Source organism: Pseudomonas sp. R2-7-07 (genome assembly GCF_003852355.1).
In the GTDB taxonomy this organism is placed as follows: domain Bacteria; phylum Pseudomonadota; class Gammaproteobacteria; order Pseudomonadales; family Pseudomonadaceae; genus Aquipseudomonas.
Genome location: NZ_CP027759.1, coordinates 2,064,288 through 2,084,624, shown reverse-complemented (window position 1 = coordinate 2,084,624; position 20,337 = coordinate 2,064,288). Strand labels below are relative to the sequence as shown.

The following is a 20,337-nucleotide window of genomic DNA, read 5'->3' as shown; positions in this document are numbered from 1 at the left end:
TGCCTGCATGCCAGCAGAGGAAACCGATGTGAATTGCGCTTACCTGTATCGCCCGGCAACCGCCGCCGACATGCCCGCCGCCCACGCACTGTCCGTGCACCTCAAATGGCCGCACCGCGAGGAAGACTGGGCGATGGTGCAGCGCACATCCGAAGGCTTCGTCGCCGAACAGGACGGTGTCTTGGCAGGCGTCGCATTCGCCTGCCATCAGGGGGCTTATTCGTCCATCGGCCTGGTGATCGTCAGTCATCAGCACCAGCGCAAAGGCATCGGGCGTCGCCTGATGAATCTGTGCCTGGACAGCGTGGGCCCGCGCACGCCGATCCTCAATGCCACCGAGTCAGGCGCGCCGCTGTACGCCAGCATGGGGTTCGTTGAATTTGCACGGATTCAGCAACATCAGGGCATGCCGCAGACGCCGGAGCCCCTACCCGAGACCCGCCACGCGCACTGTCGCGTACTGAACCGGGCCGACTACCCAAAGGTAATCGAACTGGCCAATGCCGCCAGCGGCCTGGACCGCACCGGTGTACTCAACGACCTGCTGCCGACGGCCGAGCACGTGGTGGGCATCGAGGTAGAGGGGCACCTGCAAGGGTGCGCCCTGCTCCGCCAGTTTGGTCGCGGCCACCTCATTGGCCCCGTCGTCGCGCAACACCCGGAGCAGGCCCGACACTTGATCACTCAACTTCTTCGGTTGATCCCGGGTGCGTTCGTGCGTTTGGATATTCCCACCGCATGCGGGTTGGCCGACTGGCTGGAAAACCTGGGGCTGCCCTGCGTGGATAACTCGCCACGGATGGTGCGCGGTGTGCCGCCCCGATCAAGCGCCGGGGTCACCGAGTTTGCGCTGGTGACCCAGGCGATCGGCTGAGGCACAAAGCCTGCCGGGCGGATTCAGCAGATTAGCCCTTGCCGGGTTGAATAACGGGGTCAGGCCCCGGGATTCTTGACGTAACGCATGACCACGAAACCCGCGACCAGAATCAGCGGTGCGATGGAGAGCATGCCCATGTAGGTAGAGCCGGTCAGATCGTTGATTTTCCCCACCATCACCGGGGCAACCATACCGCTCAGTTGACCGATGGAGTTGATCGCCGCAGTCCCCGTGGCGATCGCCAGTCCCGAAAAGGTCGATTGCGGGATGGTCCAGAAAATCGGGATCGCAATAAAGGTACCCGCAGTAGCGAGTACGAGCGCTGCCATCATGGCCCAGGATGAATCCGAGAACAGGCAAGCCAACAGATAGCCGACGGCTGCCGCCGCCAGGCACAGAACAAGGTAAGTCTTGCGCTCACCCGTACGATCGGAACGCCGGGTCAGCCATATCATGCCGATACAGGCCACGATGTAAGGCAGCGCCGAAAGCATCCCTATCCAGAATAGACTCTGTACACCGGACGACTTGATCAGGTGCGGCATCCAGAAATTGAGGCCATAAGAAGCTGTCTTGATCACAAAGTAGATGAACGCCATGATCGCGACTTCCCGGGTCAGCAACACACGCCACAAGGACCCCAATACCGGCTTATCGTTGACTTTGTCATGCGCCAGGTTCGCCGCCAGCAGATCCTTCTCGCTACGGCTTAACCATTTGGCCGATTCGATGTCTCGGTCCAGCTTCCACAGCACTAGCAGGCCGAGCACCACACAGGGCAGTCCGGACATCAGGAACAGCCAGTGCCAGCCAGCCAGACCGAACACGCCGTCCATTGTGCCCAACAGAATTCCCGCCGCTGGCCCCCCGACCGCGCCTGCCAGGGGTACGGCGAGGAACCAGAGGCCATTCATCTTCGCCAGGTGCTTCTTGGGAAACCAGCACGCCAGGTAGAACAGGATCGCCGGGCCAAAACCGGCTTCCATGACGCCGATCAGAAAACGCAGGAAGTACAGGGTGTATTGCGTGTAGGCGAACATTAACGCCGCCGTTGCCAGCCCCCAGGAGATCATGATTCGGCAGATCCAGGCAGGCGCGCCATAGCGCTTGAGCCCCAGGCTGCTGGGGACTTCAAATAGTACATAGCCGAAAAAGAACATGCTTGCGGCCAGGCCGTACGCCGCGTCGGACAAACCCAACTCTTGCTGCATCTGGGTCTTAGCGAAGCTGATGTTGATCCGGTCAAAATAGGAAAAGAGAAAGCAGATAATGGCCAGCGGCATGATTCGCCAGGCCACACGCCGATAGAGCAGCAGCTCGTTGATCGTTTCTGCGTTGCGCGCAAGCGCGATCTCGCCAGTCATGGCAACCATGATGTTTCTCCATTGTTGTAATTATTGGAGAGAGGCAGGGCTCTTGAGGAACCCTGCTCAATGGGTTCAGCCGATCAGAATAAGTTTGGCCTTGTAAGCCTGACCTTTGACGACATAGTCGGCGGCGTTTCGATGCATGCCGGCAATTGCTTCAGGTGTCAGTTCGCGCACGACTTTGGCAGGTGCGCCGAGAATAAGTGAGTTGTCCGGGAACACCTTGCCTTCGGTGACAACCGCCCCGGCACCGACCAGGCAATTGCTGCCGATGACCGCGCCATTTAGCACAACAGCCTGAATCCCGATCAGCGCTCCGTCGCCGATGGTGCAACCGTGCAACATGGCCTGGTGGCCGATAGTGACGCCCTCGCCCACCGTCAGCGCAAATCCCGGATCGGCATGCAGCACCGCCCCCTCCTGCACATTGCTGTGCTGACCGATGTGAATCGGCTCGTTGTCACCCCGCAGAACAGCCTGCGGCCAGACACTGACGCCCTGCGCCAGCGTGACATTGCCGATGACGGTAGCGTCTTGCGCGATGAAAGTTTCGGCGTGAATGACAGGAATAAGGGTGTCGTATTGATAAATAGCCATGGCAGTTCTTCCTCAAGGCTGAGCGTCGGTTTTCAGGACACCGGCGGCACACAGCTCGGCAATGTGTTCGTCGCTGTAGCCCAGTTCACGCATGACGTTGTGGGTGTGCTCGCCGATGCGTGGGATAGATCGACGGGGTTGCAGTCGCTCACCATCCAGGGACAACGGCAGCAGTGGCATGGCGGTGAACGATCCGTCTTCAAGTTCAAGATTTGCCAGGCCACCGCTGTGCAGCAGATGAGGATCCTCGAACAGTTCCTCGGGCCGTCGAATCGGAGCAAACGGAATACTGTTGGCCTCAAGTTCCAGGGCCAGCGCTTGAGCGTCCATGCTGGCAAAGACTTCAGCCAAGTGAGCCAGCAGACGTGGCCGCTGCAGCACGCGATCATTGTTGGTAGCAAGGGTCTGGTCGTCCAGCAATGCGGTCTGGCCGAGCAATTGACACAGGGCGGTCCACTGACCCTCACCCGTGGCGGCGACGAACATCTGCTCCCCATTGGCAAACTCGAATACATCGTAAATGGCCCATGCACTGATACGGTTTGGCATCGGTGCAGCCGCTTGGCCGGTCACGGCGTATTGCTGCATATGCTGAGCAGCGAGCAATACGCAGTTTTCGTAAAGCGCGCTTTGCACCTCACGACCGACGCCGGTGACATGACGATCGTTGAGCGCAGCAAGCACACCGATAGCACCGAACATGCCGCCCATGATGTCGTTCACCGAACTGCCGGCACGCAGAGGCCTGCCTACCGGGCCGGTCATATAGGCCAGGCCTGCCATCATTTGCACAACTTCATCCAGGGCCAGGCGATTGTCGTAGGGGCCGTTGAGAAAGCCTTTGTGCGAGGCGTAGATAATGCGCGGGTTACGCGCTCGAATCGCTGCGTAACCGAAGCCGAGTTCGCTCATGCGGCCTGGCTTGAAATTCTCGATGAATACATCAGCGGTATCGATCAGCTCCAGTACCGCATCTCGTCCTTGTTGAGTATTGACGTCGATGGCGATGCACTGTTTGTTACGGTTGAACGTGCGAAAAAAACCGGCACCGGCGCCCAGCAGACGGCGTGTACCGTCGCCACGGATCGGTTCAATCTTGATCACCTCGGCACCGAGGTCACCCAGGATCATTCCGCAGGTCGGGCCCATCACCATGTGAGAAATTTCAACGACACGAATGCCGTCCAATGGAAGCCTGGACATTAGGGTTCTCCTTGATCGGGCAGGTTCAGACGCGACCGGCGACTGATGCGTAATTGAGTGGCAGGCCAGCTCGTGCAATGCAGCCGTAGAGCGTCTCGTGCGGCAGTGCTTCGCTGAGCACGTGGCGGGAAGCGATCAGGGCTGCCAGGTCGATGCCCGTCTCGTAGCCCATGCTCTGCAGCATGAACACCAAGTCTTCTGTAACCGTATTGCCGGATGCACCTGGTGCAAACGGACAACCGCCCAACCCGGCCAGTGACGAGTCGAGCTCGGTGATACCTTGCTGAACGGCAACCAGGCTATTGGCAAGCGCCAGGCCTCGAGTGTCGTGGAAGTGCGCGGCCCTGAGCTTGTCACCTGCGATGGCGCGAACCGCCTGCAAGGTGGTCGCCACTTGGCCAGGATTGGCGTAGCCCGTGGTGTCTCCCAGGGACACCAGATCGCAGCCGGCTTGCAGCACATGCCCGGTCAACGCGCAGAGATCGCTCAATGGCACATCACCTTGGCGGGTACAGCCGAAGGCCACGGACATGCCGGCGATCACTTGAACGTTGTGCAAGCCGGATTCAGTACGCAGCTGGCACATTCGCGCCAGCTCTTCGACCATTTCCAACGGAGTACGGCGCACATTGGCCAGGCTATGGGCTGCGCTGACGGACACGGGCGCAATGATACGGTGCGCGCCGGATTCCAGCGCATCGCGACAGCCGCGCAGGTTAGGCGCCAGGACCGTGACAACCAGATCCGGAAAACTCAAGGCATGGGCGACGACTTCTTTGGCATCGGCCATCTGCGGCAACAGTTTGGCGGGAACAAAGGACGCGACCTCCATGTACCGCACACCTGCGGCATAGGCGGCATCAATCCATTGTCGTTTGGCAGATGTCGGCATAGTGGCTTGAAGGCTTTGCAAACCATCACGCATGCCGACTTCGTTGATTGTTATTTTTTTTGTCATGAAAAAAGCTCTCACAGGCTGAAGCGCACCTTCAGATTAGAGAGCCAGGGAGTCAGCAAAAAGACGTCATTTACGCGGTGATCCATCGCCAACGGCGACGGATACAGTCAGGTGCGGGACGCAAGCGACGTCGCGCGCAAAAGCAGATGATCCAGCAATCGCCGGGCCGACAGCGAAAGTGCATCCCGATCACGGACACAGATAACAAACTCACCCAATGCCCAATCGTCGGTCAGCGGGATGATCCGCAAGTCAAACAACCGCGCATACCGCTCCACTGCTTCCAGGGGGAATACGGCAAGTCCCAAGCCGAATTGCACCAGCCGAAAAGCTGCGTCAAATGACGACACATAGGAGCGAAACCGCAGCTCGTGGCCCTCCTTCGTCGCTTCACTGCGCATGAAGTTATTCAACGTGGCGAAAGCCGACAGCCCCAAGTGATCAAAGGCCAGGGTCTCTGCGAACGCAATATGGGTACGACCGGCCAGGGCATGGTTCGCCCCTACGACGACCGCCAGGTGATCCCGGCGATAGGGCAGAAATTCCAGATCGCCCACGGCCATTGATCGTCGACAAATACCTAAATCGGCATTGCCTTCGGCTACCCCGCGCACCACGTCGGGACTGAAACGCTCTTCGATGTCTGCCTGGATTCTTGGATGCTCGATCATGAAGTCCGACAGTTCTTCGGGCAGGAACTCCATGATTGATGAGATGTTTGCCAATACCCGCACATGTCCTCGGGCGCCTTCAGCGTATTCGCTAAGCTCGCTATCGAGCCGCTCCATGGCCCGCGTCAGGGACCGAGCGTGCCGAAGTAGCGCCAACCCCGCCGGCGTCGGTTCGACCCCGCGCTTGCTGCGGTTCAGCAGCGGCGTACCAAACCGCGCCTCAATATCGGAAATACGTTTACTGACCGCCGACGGCGCAATGAATGCCCGCTCGCTGGCGCGTGCAATCGTGCCCTCTTCACAGACCAGAATGAACAAGTGCAAGGATAAGTGATCCAGGTGCTGCATGACGCCCCTCCCGTTGTTCTAACGACACAGCTTAAGTGTCTTATTAAAAACCGTGGTTGGGGATGCAATTGCAGCGAAATTGTGCAGACGAAAAAAAGCCCGCTCAATGAGCGGGCTTCTTGTGGCGACCTGGCGTTCAGCGTTCCAGGTTGCCGAATATGGCGCAGCGGACGGGACTCGAACCCGCGACCCCCGGCGTGACAGGCCGGTATTCTAACCGACTGAACTACCGCTGCGCGTAACACATGAAGCGAATGGTGGGTGATGACGGGATCGAACCGCCGACCCTCTGCTTGTAAGGCAGATGCTCTCCCAGCTGAGCTAATCACCCTTCGTTTCGGTGTGGGCGCATCATACATCAAAAAATCGTAATGTCTTGATTTAAATGCACTTTATTCAAAAAAAGTTTACCGCACGACTTTTTGCCATATTTCGCACAATAAAAAGCCCGCTCAATGAGCGGGCTTCTTGTGGCGACCTGGCGTTCAGCGTTCCAGGTTACCGAATATGGCGCAGCGGACGGGACTCGAACCCGCGACCCCCGGCGTGACAGGCCGGTATTCTAACCGACTGAACTACCGCTGCGCGTAACACATGAAGCGAATGGTGGGTGATGACGGGATCGAACCGCCGACCCTCTGCTTGTAAGGCAGATGCTCTCCCAGCTGAGCTAATCACCCTTCGTTTCGGTGTGGCGCGCATTCTACGGAGCGACCCCAGGTCTGGCAAGCACTTTCTTAAATCTTTTTTTTCAGCCCTTCCAATGGCTTACGCAGGGTTGGCCTGGGGCGTGATCAAGAGAATAATGCCCCCCTTTGTATAGAGGAGAGACTCACCCCATGTGGTTCAAGAACCTGCTTATCTATCGCCTGACCCAAGATCTGCCCGTTGATGCCGAGGCGTTGGAAGCGGCCATGGCCACCAAACTGGCGCGTCCGTGCGCAAGCCAGGAGTTGACGACTTACGGTTTCGTCGCGCCTTTCGGTAAAGGTGAAGACGCGCCCCTGGTGCACGTCAGCGGCGACTTCCTGCTGATCGCCGCACGCAAGGAAGAACGCATCCTGCCGGGCAGCGTGGTGCGCGATGCGGTTAAAGAGAAGGTCGAGGAAATCGAGGCCGAGCAAATGCGCAAGGTCTATAAAAAGGAACGCGACCAGATCAAGGATGAAATCATCCAGGCGTTCCTGCCGCGCGCCTTTATTCGTCGCTCGTCGACCTTCGCCGCCATCGCGCCGAAACAGGGCCTGATCCTGGTGAACTCGGCCAGCCCGAAACGCGCCGAAGACTTGCTTTCTACCTTGCGCGAAGTGATCGGCACCCTGCCCGTTCGCCCACTGACCGTGAAAACCGCACCGACGGCGATCATGACCGACTGGGTCACCACCCAGAAACCCGCCGCCGACTTCTTCGTGCTCGACGAATGCGAACTGCGCGACACCCACGAAGACGGCGGCATCGTGCGCTGCAAGCGCCAGGACCTGACCGGCGAAGAAATCCAGCTGCACCTGACCACCGGTAAAGTCGTGACCCAATTGTCCCTGGCCTGGCAGGACAAGCTGTCCTTCATGCTCGACGACAAAATGACCGTCAAGCGCCTGAAGTTCGAAGACCTGCTGCAGGACCAGGCCGAACAGGACGGCGGCGACGAAGCCCTGGGCCAACTGGATGCCAGCTTTACCCTGATGATGCTGACCTTCGGCGAGTTCCTGCCAGCGCTGATCGAAGCACTGGGCGGTGAAGAGACGCCACAAGGTATCTAAGCCGGGTGAAGAGCGAAATGTGGGAGGGGGCTTGCTCCCGATGGCAGAGTGTCAGCCAACGTATCTTTGACTGAACCATCGCCATCGGGAGCAAGCCCCCTCCCACATTCGACCGCATTTACAAATTTCTATAACAAGGACTACCCCATGCGCGCACTCGCCGCCCTGAGCCGCTTCGTCGGCAATACCTTCGCCTACTGGGTGCTGATTTTTGCGGTGCTCGCCTTCCTCGAACCCGCGTGGTTCATCGGCCTGAAAAGCGCCATTGTGCCGTTGCTGGGCCTGGTGATGTTCGGCATGGGCCTGACCTTGAAACTTGAAGACTTCGCTGAGGTGGCCCGCCATCCGTGGCGCGTCGCCCTCGGCGTGGTCGCGCACTTTGTGATCATGCCAGGCGTGGCGTGGCTGTTGTGCCAGGTCTTTCACCTGCCGCCGGAAATTGCCGTCGGGGTGATTCTGGTCGGCTGCTGCCCGAGCGGCACTTCATCCAACGTGATGACCTGGCTGGCCCGTGGCGACCTGGCGCTGTCGGTGGCCATTGCCGCCGTCACCACCCTCCTCGCCCCGCTGCTCACGCCGGCGTTGATCTGGTTGCTGGCCTCGGCCTGGCTGCCGGTGTCATTCATGGAATTGTTCTGGTCGATCCTGCAAGTGGTGCTGCTGCCTATCGTGCTCGGGGTGGTCGCGCAGCGGCTGCTGGGGAGTCGGGTACGGCATGCGGTCGAGGTGTTGCCGCTGGTCTCGGTGGTCAGCATCGTGATCATCGTCGCCGCGGTGGTTGCCGCCAGCCAGGCGAAGATTGCCGAGTCGGGCCTGTTGATCATGGCGGTGGTGATGCTGCACAACAGCTTCGGCTATTTGCTCGGTTACTTCACCGGGCGCCTATTCAAATTGCCCTTGGCCCAACGCAAGTCACTGGCGCTGGAAGTGGGCATGCAGAACTCCGGGCTCGGCGCCGCGCTGGCGAGCGCGCACTTCTCGCCGCTGGCGGCGGTGCCCAGTGCGCTGTTCAGCGTCTGGCACAATATTTCCGGGGCGTTGCTCTCGACCTACTTTCGCCGCATGAGCGAGAAGGAAGACCGCCGCGCGTTGGAGAACCCCCCGTAAACTTGATCGTGGGGTGCATGTTCGGCACTCTAAGCGCTTCGCGGGGACGACCCCGCGACGCCAACGAGCGTTGAATCCGGGGACGACCCCGCCTGAAGAAGCGAGGTCATCATGTCCTGGATCATTCTGTTTTTTGCCGGGTTGTTCGAAGTCGGCTGGGCTGTCGGGCTGAAGTACACCGACGGTTTCAGCAAGCCCCTGCCCACCGCACTGACCATTGCCGCCATGGCCATCAGCCTTGGCCTGCTGGGGATGGCGGTGAAGGAGCTGCCGCTGGGCACCGCCTACGCCGTATGGACCGGGGTGGGTGCCGTGGGCACGGTGATCGCGGGGATTATCCTGTTTGGGGAATCCATGGCGCTGTTTCGGTTGGCCAGCGTGGCGTTGATCATCTGCGGGCTTATTGGCCTCAAGATCTCCACCTAGGCCACTACCGCCATCGGGGGCAAGCCCCCTCCCACATTTGAATGCGTTCACAAATCAAAGTGGGAGGGGGCTCGCCCCCGATGAGGCCAGTACATCCAGCACAGAACTACCTGACACTCCCACGCAGAACACCGACCACAGCCTGCAACTGCGCAGGTGTCGCCTCCTCTACAGGAACAGGCGCCCCCGCCACCAACACCACCCGCGACCAGATCCGATGGAACAACCCCTTGTTCGGATCGCGACTGAAAAAACTCCCCCACAACCCCTGCAATGCCATCGGAATCACCGGCACCGGCGTCTCTTCCAGAATCCGCGTCACGCCACCGCGAAACTCATTCATCTCGCCATCGCCGGTCAACTTGCCTTCCGGGAAGATGCACACCAGCTCACCGTCCTTCAAGTATTCGGCGATCCGAGTAAAAGCCTTTTCGTAGATCTGGATGTCTTCGTGACGCCCGGCAATCGGAATCGCCCCCGCGGTGCGGAAGACGAAGTTGAGCACCGGCAAGCGGTAGATCTTGTAGTACATGACAAACCGAATCGGCCGACGCACTGCGCCGCCAATCAGCAGCGCATCGACAAACGACACATGGTTGCAAACGAGCAAGGCCGCACCTTCATCCGGAATCTGCTCCAAATTGCGGTGCTCGACGCGGTACATGGAATGGCTGAGCAGCCAGATCATGAAGCGCATGGTGAACTCGGGCACGATCCTGAAGATGTAGGTATTGACCGCGATGTTGAGCAGCGACACCACCAGGAACAACTCGGGGATCGACAGCTTGGCCACGCTCAGCAGCAGGATCGACACAATCGCCGAGACCACCATGAACAGCGCATTGAGGATGTTGTTGGCGGCGATCACGCGCGCACGCTGATTCTCGGCGGTGCGCGACTGGATCAGCGCGTACAGCGGCACGATGTAAAAGCCACCAAACACGCCCAGGCCGAGGATATCGAACAACACCCACCAGGCTTGGCCGTAGCCGAGCACCGCAAGCCAGTCGTTGGGCTGGACATTCTGCGCGAAGCCGCCGGAATGCCACCACAGCAGCAGGCCGAACACCGTCAGGCCGAACGAGCCGAACGGTACCAGGCCGATTTCCACCTTACGCCCGGACAGCTTTTCACAGAGCATCGAACCAAGGGCGATCCCCACCGAGAACACGGTGAGGATCAGGGTGACCACGGTTTCGTCGCCATACAACCATTCCTTGGCGTAGGCCGGAATCTGCGTTAGGTAGATCGCGCCGACGAACCAGAACCATGAATTGCCGACGATCGAGCGCGACACCGCCGGGGTCTGTCCCAGGCCCATGCGCAGCGTGGCCCAGGACTGGGTGAAGATGTTCCAGTCCAGGCGCAATTGCGGCGTAGAAGCCGCCGCCCGTGGAATGCTGCGGCTGGCGAGGTAACCCAGCAGCGCCACGACGACAATCGCCACAGCCACCACCGGTGCGTAATGGGTGGACGACATCATGATGCCCGCGCCGATGGTGCCAGCGAGGATCGCCAGGAACGTGCCCATTTCCACCAGGCCGTTGCCGCCGACCAACTCATCGTCGTGCAGCGCCTGGGGCATGATCGAGTACTTCACGGGGCCGAACAGCGCCGAGTGGGTGCCCATGGCGAACAGCGCCAGCAGCATCAATTCCAGGTGATCGAACAGAAAGCCGGTGGCCCCCACCGCCATGATCACGATCTCACCGAGCTTGATCGCGCGGATCAACGCGTCCTTGTTGAATTTCTCGCCAAACTGGCCGGCCAGCGCCGAGAACAGGAAGAACGGCAGGATGAACAGCAAGGCGCACAGGTTGACCCAGATGGAACGGTCACCGTCGAGGGTGAGCTTGTAGAGAATCGCCAGGATCAGCGATTGCTTGAAGATGTTGTCGTTGAAGGCACCCAGGAGCTGGGTGATGAAAAACGGCAGGAAACGCCGCGTGCGCAGCAAGGTGAATTGTGAGGGGTGGCTCATCGTCCGTGTTCCTGCGTGGCCTGTTATTGATCAGGCCACGACTTTACCTAATCCGGCTTACTTATTCGCTAGCCCTGCAATGCAAGGTGAAACAAAAAGCTCGCCTTTATAGGCACCCTGCACCGTGCGCGTAGCCACGATCAGCCACATCAGTGCCAGGGCCACCACCAGCCCACTGCCCAATACGCTGAAGAACCCCAGGTGCAGCAGGCTTGCAAGCTTGAGCGTGGCCAGCGCGTAAACCCCCAGCGGAAAGGTAAAGCCCCACCAGCCCAGGTTGAACGGAATACCGGCGCGCAGGTAACGCAGGGTGATCAACACCGCCAGCAACATCCACCACAAGCCGAAACCCCACAGGGTGATGCCCGCCACCAGGCCGAGCCCGTTGGCCATCTCGCCGACACCCGGCAGGCCATTGGCGGCAAAGATCGCGGGCGCATCGCCGCCAAGCAGCAACATGCCCAGGGCACCGGTGCCGATGGGCCCCAGCGCCAGCCAGCTCGAGGCCGCCATGTTGGCGTGGGGCAGTTTGTGCAAAGCCATGCGCAGCATCAGGATGGTCAGGATGCTGAAGGCCACCGGCAGGGAGAACGCCCAGAGTACGTAGCTGGTCACCAGCATCACCAGTTGCCCATGGGCATCCGCCAGGTGCGGCGCCAGCAGGCCCCCGCTGGCGGCGGCGACTTCGGCGGCCACCACCGGGAGCAGCCACACCGCGGTCATCTGGTCGATGCTGTGCTCCTGGCGGGTGAACATCATGAACGGAATCAACACGCCGCAGGCCAACGCCATGGCCACGTCCACCCACCACAGGGCTTCGGCCAGGGGGATCACAGCGTTGCCCCAGCGTGGCAGGCCAAACAGCAGCAAACCATTCAGTAGAGTCGCCAGCCCCATGGGGATGGTGCCGAAAAACATCGAGACCGTGGAGTGCGCGAAAATCCGCCGCGCCTCGTGGAAAAACATCACCCAGCGTGCGGCATACAGCGCGCTGAACAGGATGAACAGGCCGATGGTAAACATCCACAGCCCTTCGGCGACGGCATGCACGCCGGGCAGTGCCACCGGCAGTTGCGCCAGGGCCAGCGCCAGCACGCCGGTGCCCATGGTCGCGGCAAACCAGTTGGGGGTGAACTGACGAATCACTTCCCGGGGACGGGCCAGGTGACTGAAGGGTTTATAGCTGATGGGAGTCAGGCAGGTCATGATGGCAATCCTCTTCCTCGCATGAGGTTGAAGCCATCATAGAAGCGGATCGAATATCTATATAACGGGTAATATCTCTATATGTTATCTGTTATGCAGATATAGCGAGCGCTGCAAGCGCATTCCGGCCAAAGCGCCCAGGGCCAGCAGGATCAGGAGCGCGCCGTACGCATCGGTGGTGGCGATCAGACCAAACGCCCGGCTCAAGTTACCCGCCAGCAGCGCCGGCAAGCAGAACGCCAGGTAACTCAACACGTAGAACGCCGACATCAACCCTGCGCGCTCATGGGGCAATGCCAACCCCACGATACTGCGCACACTGCCCATGAACCCGCCGCCAAAACCCAGGCCGGCCACCACACTGGCGACAAAGAACAACCACAGGCTGGCGCTTTGCACAGCCGTCAGCAACAGTGCCACGCCCGCCGCCAGCAACACCGCAGACAGGCGCATGACCTTATCCGCCGGGTGCTCGCGCAGGCTGTAGATCATCACTGCGCCACTCAAGGTAATTACGGCCACCAGTCCGCCGCCGATCAGGTGCGAAGTCGAACCCGTTGCTGCCCGCACCAGGGACGGCGCCAGGGATGAATAGAACCCACCCAGTGCCCATACCGCAACATTCAACGGCATCGCCAAGCCCAGGGCCCGGCGCGCCTGCTTCGGTACATGCAGGGTCGGCGCCAGGGATTTCAAAGCACCCGGTATGCGGCTTACAGTTTCCGACAAGCGCCAGACATACAGCGCCTGAAGCACCATCAACCCGAGCAGGGCGAAGTAGATCAACTGGGTCGGCCAGGGCGCATATTCCACCAATAAACCGCTGCCCAGGCCGCCGCTGGCCATCCCCAGCATCGGCGCGAGGCTATTGAGCATCGGGCCGCGCAGGCGGTCGGTGTCGAGCAGCGTCGCACTCAACACTGCCGTCGCCGTTCCCGTGGCGAAGCCTTGCAGCCCCCGCGCAGCAATCAGGCAAGCGGTGCTGTCGGCGTTGATAAACAACAGCATCGCCACGATATTCAGGAGCAGCGCGACGAAAATCACCGGCTTGCGCCCGATGTAATCCGACAGCGATCCCACCGTCAGCAGCGCCGCCAGCAGGCTCACGGCATACACGCCGAAGATCAGCGTCAGCATCGCTGCGGAGAAATGCAGGTTGTCCTGATACACCTGGTACAACGGCGTCGGCGCGCTGGAGGCGGCGAGAAAGGTCAGTACCGTAATCACCAGAAATGTCAGGCTGGACCGTTGAGACAGGTTGCTGGGCATAGGCACGCTCCACTAAAGCTAATATTTTGCTTTTGCGGAGTGTGCTACCCGTCGGCGCTTAAAGCAAATTCTTTGTGTTAAGGTTTTATCCATGGCAATCAAAGAAGGCCTTCGCCCGGGGGGCCGTAGTGCCCGGGTACAAGAATCGGTGCATTCGGCCGTCCGCGAACTGCTGGAAACCCATGAGCGCGCCAGCGTCACCGTGCCGATGATTGCGACACGCGCAGGCGTCACGCCCTCGACCATCTACCGGCGCTGGGGTGACCTCTCTGCGCTGCTGGCCGACGTGGCCCTGGCGCGCATGCGCCCGGACAGCGAGCCGGCCACTACCGGCAGCCTGCGCGGCGACCTGCAAGCCTGGGCGGAACAATATCTGGATGAAATGAGTTCGGAGCCTGGGCGCAACATGATGCGCGACGTGCAGTGCAGCGTGACGCCGGGGTATTGCGTGAGCATTCTGAGCGGGCAGTTGCAGGTGATCGTTGACCGTTACCCGGACCAGCCAGCCCCCAGCGTGGACCGTTTGATCAACCTGCTCGCGGCGCCCACAGTGTTTCGTATTCTGTTTTCGACAGAGCCCCTGTGCGTCGAAGAGCTGCATGCCCTGATCGACCTGGCACTGCAAGTCTGAAGGCCTTACACAAAACCAAATGTGGGAGGGGGCTTGCCCCCGATGGTGGTGTGTCAGCTGCAGATGAGCTGGCTGAACACCACCATCGGGGGCAAGCCCCCTCCCACATTTTGACCGAGTAGAAGCTGTATTTACGTACGCATCCCACGCCCGCTTACCAGCAACCGCGCACAACCGATATACAAGACGATGGTGGCGACAACCATGAACGTGATCGCCACGCTGATCTTGATATCCGACACGCCCAGGATGCCGTAGCGGAAAGCGTTGACCATGTGCAGCACCGGGTTGGCCAGGGACACGGTCTGCCAGAACGGCGGCAGCAGCGTGATGGAGTAGAACACCCCGCCCAGGTAGGTCAGCGGCGTCAGCACGAACGTCGGAATGATCGAGATATCATCGAAGTTGCGCGCGAACACTGCGTTGATAAACCCCAGCAGCGAGAAAATCGTCGCCGTGAGTACCACGACCAGAATGGTGACCCCCAGGTGATGCACTTGCAGGTGGGTGAAGAACAACGACAGCAGGGTCACGATCACCCCCACCATCAAGCCGCGCAGCACGCCGCCCAAGGTGTAGCCGATCAGGATGGTGTGCGGCGACACCGGTGACACCATCAGCTCTTCGATGGAGCGCTGAAACTTGCTGCCAAAGAAACTCGACACCACGTTGCCGTAGGAGTTGGTGATCACCGACATCATGATCAGGCCCGGCACGATGTACTCCATATAGGTGAAGCCACCCATGTCACCGATCTGCCGGCCGATCAGGTTACCGAAGATCACGAAGTACAGGACCATGGTGATCGCCGGCGGCAGCAAGGTCTGCGGCCAGATCCGGGTAAAGCGCTTCACTTCGCGGTAGACGATGGTCTGCAGCGCGACGAGGTTGGGTTGCAGTTCGGAACTCATACCGCCACCTTCGCCAGATTTTTCTCCACCAGGGACACGAACAACTCCTCAAGGCGATTGGTTTTGTTACGCAGGCTCAACACTTCGATGTTCTGGGCCGCCAGTTGGCTGAACAGCGCCGTAATGCCCATGGCTTTGTCCACCTGCACTTCCAGCGTGTGACTGTCCACCAGGCGGCTCGGGTAGCCCAACAGATTCGGCGGCGCCGACAGGTTGTTTTTCAGGTCGAGCAGGAAAGTTTCCACATGCAACTGGCCCAGCAGATTACGCATGCTGGTGTTCTCGACAATGGTGCCGTGGTCGATGATGCCGATGTTGCGGCACAGCTGTTCGGCCTCTTCCAGATAGTGGGTCGTGAGGATGATGGTGATGCCCTTCTCGTTCAGCTCGGTGAGAAAGGTCCACATCGAACGACGCAACTCGATGTCCACGCCAGCGGTGGGCTCGTCGAGGATCAGCAGGCGCGGTTCATGCACCAGTGCGCGGGCAATCATCAGGCGCCGCTTCATGCCGCCGGACAACGAGCGCGAAGGCACATCGCGCTTGTCCCACAGGCCCAGTTGGGTCAGGTACTGCTCGGCGCGTTCCTTGGCGATTTTCGGCGGGATGCCGTAGTAGCCGGCCTGGGTCACGACAATGTCGAAGGTCTTTTCGAACTGGTTGAAGTTGAATTCCTGAGGCACCACGCCGATGGAACGCTTGAGCGCCGCCGGGGATTTGTCCAGGTCATGGCCGAAGATATTCACCGTGCCGCTGGTCTTGTTGACCAGGGTCGAGAGGATACCGATGGTGGTGGATTTGCCGGCACCGTTGGGGCCGAGCAAGGCGAAGAAATCACCTTCGGCGACGTCCAGATCGATACCACTCAGGGCCTGGAAACCGTTGCCGTAGGTTTTGGTTAGCTGCCGGATGGACAGAGCGGAACTCATATCGGATTACGCACCAAGGAAAAGAATAGAAACAATAGATGAGGGCACAGCGCAGGTAGTTCAACCTGCGATGTGTTCCAGCATGGTGCGTGCCCGGGCCGCACAAGTACAGTCACCCTTGTTAATAGTGTGTATCAGGTCAACGCGGTCATCACTGCCTTGCGGTAGGCCGGACGTTGCTTCAGGCGCTGGTACCACGCCTCCAGGTTGGGCATTGCCGGGCGTTCGATGGGCATCTCGAACCAGGCATAGATAAAGCAGCCCAGGGGAATATCACCGATGCCGAAGGCTTTGCCGGAAAGGTAAGGTTGCTCGGCAAGGGCCTGGTCGACCGTTTTGAGTGCATCGATGCAGGCTTGGCGCCCGGCATTGATGCTGTCCCAGTTCTGTTTTTCCGGCGGTGTACGCAGGATGCCCCAGAACACCGCCTTGAAGGGATCGGCGAGCGTGGACGTGGTCCAGTCCATCCACTTTTCGGCGCTGGCCCGGATTTGCAGGTCACTTGGGTAAAAGTCCGACGCGTGCTTGGCGCACAAGTAACGCACGATGGTGTTGGATTCCCACAGTACGAAGTCGCCGTCTTCGATCATCGGCACCCGGCCATTGGGGTTCAAGGCCCGGTATTGCGGCGTGTCGACCACACCAAAAGCGCCGCCCGCATCAATCGCCTCATAGTCCAGGCCGAGTTCCTCGGCGCACCAGAGTGCCTTCCTGACATTTGATGAGTTTTTACGACCCCAGATTTTCAGCATGACCGCGCCTTATCGTTGGTGAACATGGCTTGATGAACGTTGCAGCATACGCCGGTTCACACGCGCCTTGAATCACTCTGCCCGCCGCCCGGCAAGCCTGGGTGTTCAAGGTGCAGGGGGTGCAGGGGGTGCAGCGCACCGTCTCATGCACGGCGCCGTCGGGATTGACTATCTGGTCATATAAATCCGCGCGGGTTCCACGATGTTTCCCGGCGAACTCCACCCCCGCAGGGTGGTCACTATCGATGAAGCGGCTGGGACTCAGGTATCCCCAGTACAACTTGTAACACCCTGATCACCCCGCTTGGCCGGACGCCGTCTAAGCTCCCTGGTGGTTTCGCCCCTGGTTTCACGGAGGATTGAATATGCTGTTGTTGTGGATACTGGTTCTGGTGGTCGGCATTGCCTACCTGGCACACCGCCGCACCGCGCCCCTGCCCGCCCTGGGTGTGGTCGCCGTTTACCTGTTGGCGATGGGCGCCTGGAGCCATGCACCGGGTTGGCTGCTGCTGATTTTCTGGGTGCTGATCGCGATCGTGGCCGTGCCCCTGCTGCTGCCCGACCTGCGCCGTCAATACTTTACCAAGCCGTTGTTCAGCTGGTTCCAGAAAGTCCTGCCGCCGATGTCCGAAACCGAGCGCGATGCTATCGACGCGGGCACGGTGTGGTGGGATGGCGAACTGTTCAGCGGGCGCCCTGACTGGGACAAATTGCTGGCCTACCCCAAGGCGCAATTGACCGAGGAAGAACAGGCCTTCATCGACGGCCCCACCGAAGAACTCTGCGCCATGGTCAGTGATTGGGAAATCGGCCAGGCCATGGATCTGCCCCCCGCTGCCTGGGAGCACATCAAGACCCATGGCTTCTTCGCCCTGATCATCCCCAAGGAATATGGCGGCAAGGGCTTCTCAGCCTATGCCCACTCCCAGGTCGCGATGAAACTGGCAACCCGCAGCGGCGACCTGGCTTCCACCGTCATGGTGCCCAACTCCCTGGGCCCTGCCGAATTGCTGTTGCACTACGGCACCGACGAGCAACGCAACCATTACCTGCCGCGCCTGGCGCGTGGCGACGATATTCCGTGTTTCGCCCTGACCGGCCCGCTGGCCGGCTCCGATGCCGGTGCCATGCCCGACACCGGCATCATCTGCAAAGGCGAGTGGCAAGGCAAGGAAACCCTCGGCCTGCGCCTGAACTGGGAAAAGCGCTACATCACCCTCGGCCCGGTCGCGACCTTGCTCGGCCTGGCGTTCAAGGCCCATGACCCGGACCATCTGCTGGGCGAGGAAGAAGACCTGGGCATCAGCCTCGCACTGATTCCTACCGACACCCCCGGCGTCGAAATCGGCCGCCGCCACCTGCCCTTGGGCGCTGCCTTCATGAATGGCCCCAACTCGGGCAAAGACGTCTTCATTCCGCTCGAATTACTCATCGGCGGCCAGGAGATGCTCGGCAAGGGCTGGATGATGCTGATGAACTGCCTGTCCGTGGGCCGTTCCATCTCTCTGCCTGCGGTGGGCACCGGCGCCGCCAAGTTCACCAGCCTGGTGACCGGCCAATACGCGCAAGTGCGTGAACAGTTCAACGTGCCGCTGTCGGCCTTCGAAGGTATCCAGGAAGCCCTGGCGCGCATCGGCGGCAACGCCTGGCTGATGGACAGCGCCCGCATGCTCACCGCCAATGCCGTGGACATGGGCGAGAAGCCCTCGGTGCTGTCGGCGATCCTCAAGTACCACCTCACCGAACGCGGCCGCGAGTGCATCAGCCACGCCATGGACGTGCATGGAGGCAAGGGCATCATCATGGGCCCGAACAACTACCTGGGCCGTAGCTGGCAAGGGGCGCCGATCTTCATCACCGTGGAAGGCGCGAATATCCTTTCGCGTAACCTGATGATCTTCGGCCAGGGTGCGATTCGCTGCCATCCGTTCGTGCTCAAGGAAATGGCCCTGGCCGGTCGTGAAGACCGTGACCAGGCATTGAAGGAATTCGATGGCCTGCTGGTGCAACACATCGGATTCGCCGTGAGCAACGCCGCCAGTACCTTGGTATTGAACCTGGGCATCGGTCACTTCGAAAAAGCCCCGGGCAACCGTTTGAGCCAGGGTTATTTCCGCGCGCTCAACCGTCAGGCCGCGGCGTTTGCCCTGCTTGCAGACCTGAGCATGATGCTGCTGGGCGGCGAATTGAAACGCCGTGAACGGCTGTCGGCGCGCCTGGGTGATGTGCTGAGCCACATGTACCTGGCGTCGGCGGCGCTCAAGCGTTACCACGACCTCGATTCGCCGGATCACCTGGAACCGCTGTTCGCCTGGGCCATGGAAGAAAGCCTTGGCCAGTCCGAGCGCGCACTGGATGAATTGCTGAGCAACTTCCCAAATAAAATCCTCGGCTGCCTGCTGCGGGTGATCGTGTTCCCGTTCGGACGTCGCCATACCGGGCCGTCCGATGCCCTGGATGCCGAGGTTGCCGCCGTGATCGGCCGTGCCAAGGGCGACCCGACCCTGGAAGAGCTGCTGGCTGGCTGCTATCGCCCACAATCGGCGCAAGACCCGGTGGGCGCACTGCAACATGCCTATGACCTGCTCGGTGCCAGCCATCCGCTGCAGAAAAAACTGCACGCCGCGCTCAAGAGCGGGCAAGTCAAACCGACTGCCGGCGAGCATGCCATCGACGCCGCGCTGCACGCTGGCGTGCTGCAACCCGCCGAAGCGCAAACCCTGCGTGACGCCGAAGCGGCTCGCCGCAAGGTGATTGATGTGGATGATTTCAGCAAGGAAGAGCTGCTGCAGGCTGAAGGTAAGGTCCGCTGATACCAGCGGTCATATAAAAACGGGCGCGAGAGGCCTATACTCTCGCGCCCGTTTTTGCTTTAGAGGACTTATCTCGTGTCCAACGTCGTTGCCGATCATCTCGTCTTGCTCGACCACCTGCGTAGCATCCTGGTTGCCGTCGGCGAAGCCGAACAGGTACCCGAGGAAAGCCATTTGTTGTTTCTGGAACGTTTCGACGAACTGCGCGCCCTGCTGCCGATCGATCCGATCGAAAGCCAATACCTTGGCCAGGACATGATGAGCCAGGTCATCCTGCGCTATCCGCAAATCGCCCACCTGGTACCGCGCGACCTGCTGTGGTTCTTTGGCGGCGATTGCCTGCACTTCATGCCCGACGAAGAACTGGACCTGTACCAGGCCCTGGAAGAGCGTCGCCATGAAGCCGAGTTGAACGACGAACCGTTCGACTGGAACCAGGAAAAGCAGCTGCTGGCCATGCCGGACGACCAGAGCAAGCACTGACTTGCAGAACACCCAATCCAAATGTGGGAGGGGCGGTGCGACGATTCG

At 60.3% G+C, this 20,337-nt stretch carries 18 protein-coding genes and 4 tRNA genes; 7 read left to right on the top strand and 15 right to left on the bottom strand.

Features of this window, described 5'->3' with window-relative positions:
* Positions 1 to 7: 7 nt before the first annotated feature.
* Positions 8 to 874: a GNAT family N-acetyltransferase gene (locus C4J86_RS09615; protein ID WP_177413158.1), complete on the top strand. Its 867-nt coding sequence runs from the start codon at positions 8 to 10 to the stop codon at positions 872 to 874.
* A gap of 59 nt (positions 875 to 933) precedes the next feature.
* Here C4J86_RS09615 and C4J86_RS09610 read toward each other — a convergent pair whose 3' ends face one another.
* The 9 genes from C4J86_RS09610 to C4J86_RS09570 form a co-directional block, all read right to left on the bottom strand.
* On the bottom strand, positions 934 to 2,250 hold the full coding sequence (locus tag C4J86_RS09610) for an MFS transporter (RefSeq protein ID WP_124370210.1): 1,317 nt from the start codon (positions 2,248 to 2,250) through the stop codon (positions 934 to 936).
* Positions 2,251 to 2,316: 66 nt separating this feature from the next.
* Complete coding sequence (locus C4J86_RS09605; protein ID WP_124370209.1) at positions 2,317 to 2,841, bottom strand: gamma carbonic anhydrase family protein; 525 nt, start codon at positions 2,839 to 2,841, stop codon at positions 2,317 to 2,319.
* Between the two features lie 12 nt (positions 2,842 to 2,853).
* Positions 2,854 to 4,044, bottom strand: coding sequence for a CaiB/BaiF CoA-transferase family protein (locus C4J86_RS09600; protein WP_124370208.1), 1,191 nt, complete (start codon positions 4,042 to 4,044; stop codon positions 2,854 to 2,856).
* A 25-nt stretch (positions 4,045 to 4,069) separates the two neighbouring features.
* Positions 4,070 to 5,002, bottom strand: a complete 933-nt coding sequence (locus tag C4J86_RS09595) for a hydroxymethylglutaryl-CoA lyase (RefSeq protein WP_124370207.1) — start codon at positions 5,000 to 5,002, stop codon at positions 4,070 to 4,072.
* A gap of 107 nt (positions 5,003 to 5,109) precedes the next feature.
* Complete coding sequence (locus C4J86_RS09590; protein WP_124370206.1) at positions 5,110 to 6,021, bottom strand: LysR family transcriptional regulator; 912 nt, start codon at positions 6,019 to 6,021, stop codon at positions 5,110 to 5,112.
* A 159-nt stretch (positions 6,022 to 6,180) separates the two neighbouring features.
* Positions 6,181 to 6,257, bottom strand: a tRNA-Asp gene (locus C4J86_RS09585).
* Between the two features lie 19 nt (positions 6,258 to 6,276).
* Positions 6,277 to 6,352 (bottom strand) — tRNA-Val (locus tag C4J86_RS09580).
* Positions 6,353 to 6,529: 177 nt separating this feature from the next.
* A tRNA-Asp gene (locus C4J86_RS09575) sits at positions 6,530 to 6,606 on the bottom strand.
* Positions 6,607 to 6,625: 19 nt separating this feature from the next.
* Positions 6,626 to 6,701: transfer RNA gene (locus tag C4J86_RS09570), tRNA-Val, on the bottom strand.
* Positions 6,702 to 6,860: 159 nt separating this feature from the next.
* Between C4J86_RS09570 and rdgC the strand changes: the two genes are divergently transcribed.
* The 3 genes from rdgC to sugE all read left to right on the top strand — a co-directional run bounded on the left by rdgC (position 6,861) and on the right by sugE (position 9,314).
* Complete coding sequence (gene rdgC, locus C4J86_RS09565; protein WP_065893686.1) at positions 6,861 to 7,781, top strand: recombination-associated protein RdgC; 921 nt, start codon at positions 6,861 to 6,863, stop codon at positions 7,779 to 7,781.
* Positions 7,782 to 7,928: 147 nt separating this feature from the next.
* Positions 7,929 to 8,888 (top strand): bile acid:sodium symporter family protein, encoded by a 960-nt coding sequence (locus C4J86_RS09560; protein WP_124370205.1) that lies wholly within the window; start codon positions 7,929 to 7,931, stop codon positions 8,886 to 8,888.
* Between the two features lie 111 nt (positions 8,889 to 8,999).
* Complete coding sequence (sugE, locus tag C4J86_RS09555) at positions 9,000 to 9,314, top strand: quaternary ammonium compound efflux SMR transporter SugE (RefSeq protein WP_124362026.1); 315 nt, start codon at positions 9,000 to 9,002, stop codon at positions 9,312 to 9,314.
* Positions 9,315 to 9,420: 106 nt separating this feature from the next.
* Here the strand turns inward: sugE and C4J86_RS09550 are convergent, their stop codons facing one another.
* The 3 genes from C4J86_RS09550 to C4J86_RS09540 form a co-directional block, all read right to left on the bottom strand.
* The gene (locus tag C4J86_RS09550) at positions 9,421 to 11,295 is read right to left on the bottom strand and encodes an MFS transporter (protein ID WP_124370204.1); all 1,875 of its coding nucleotides are present in this window, start codon (positions 11,293 to 11,295) and stop codon (positions 9,421 to 9,423) included.
* Between the two features lie 57 nt (positions 11,296 to 11,352).
* A complete protein-coding gene (locus C4J86_RS09545; RefSeq protein ID WP_124370203.1) occupies positions 11,353 to 12,501 on the bottom strand; it encodes a TDT family transporter in 1,149 nt (382 codons plus the stop codon).
* Positions 12,502 to 12,585: 84 nt separating this feature from the next.
* Positions 12,586 to 13,770: an MFS transporter gene (locus tag C4J86_RS09540; RefSeq protein ID WP_124370202.1), complete on the bottom strand. Its 1,185-nt coding sequence runs from the start codon at positions 13,768 to 13,770 to the stop codon at positions 12,586 to 12,588.
* Positions 13,771 to 13,861: 91 nt separating this feature from the next.
* On the opposite strand from C4J86_RS09540, the gene C4J86_RS09535 reads away from it, so the two are divergent.
* Positions 13,862 to 14,401, top strand: a complete 540-nt coding sequence (locus C4J86_RS09535; RefSeq protein WP_124370201.1) for a TetR/AcrR family transcriptional regulator — start codon at positions 13,862 to 13,864, stop codon at positions 14,399 to 14,401.
* Between the two features lie 131 nt (positions 14,402 to 14,532).
* Here C4J86_RS09535 and C4J86_RS09530 read toward each other — a convergent pair whose 3' ends face one another.
* From C4J86_RS09530 to C4J86_RS09520, 3 genes are all read right to left on the bottom strand, one after another.
* A complete protein-coding gene (locus C4J86_RS09530) occupies positions 14,533 to 15,312 on the bottom strand; it encodes an ABC transporter permease (protein ID WP_124370200.1) in 780 nt (259 codons plus the stop codon).
* Positions 15,309 to 16,241 (bottom strand): ABC transporter ATP-binding protein, encoded by a 933-nt coding sequence (locus C4J86_RS09525; protein WP_124362020.1) that lies wholly within the window; start codon positions 16,239 to 16,241, stop codon positions 15,309 to 15,311. Before C4J86_RS09525 ends, C4J86_RS09530 begins: the two co-directional genes overlap by 4 nt.
* Positions 16,242 to 16,375: 134 nt before the next feature.
* Positions 16,376 to 16,993 carry a glutathione S-transferase family protein gene (locus tag C4J86_RS09520; RefSeq protein ID WP_124370199.1) on the bottom strand — a complete coding sequence of 206 codons (618 nt, stop codon included), beginning with the start codon at positions 16,991 to 16,993 and terminating at the stop codon, positions 16,376 to 16,378.
* A 365-nt stretch (positions 16,994 to 17,358) separates the two neighbouring features.
* Between C4J86_RS09520 and C4J86_RS09510 the strand changes: the two genes are divergently transcribed.
* Positions 17,359 to 19,806 (top strand): acyl-CoA dehydrogenase, encoded by a 2,448-nt coding sequence (locus tag C4J86_RS09510; RefSeq protein ID WP_124370198.1) that lies wholly within the window; start codon positions 17,359 to 17,361, stop codon positions 19,804 to 19,806.
* A gap of 75 nt (positions 19,807 to 19,881) precedes the next feature.
* Positions 19,882 to 20,289, top strand: coding sequence for a PA2817 family protein (locus C4J86_RS09505; RefSeq protein WP_124362017.1), 408 nt, complete (start codon positions 19,882 to 19,884; stop codon positions 20,287 to 20,289).
* Positions 20,290 to 20,337 lie beyond the last annotated feature (48 nt).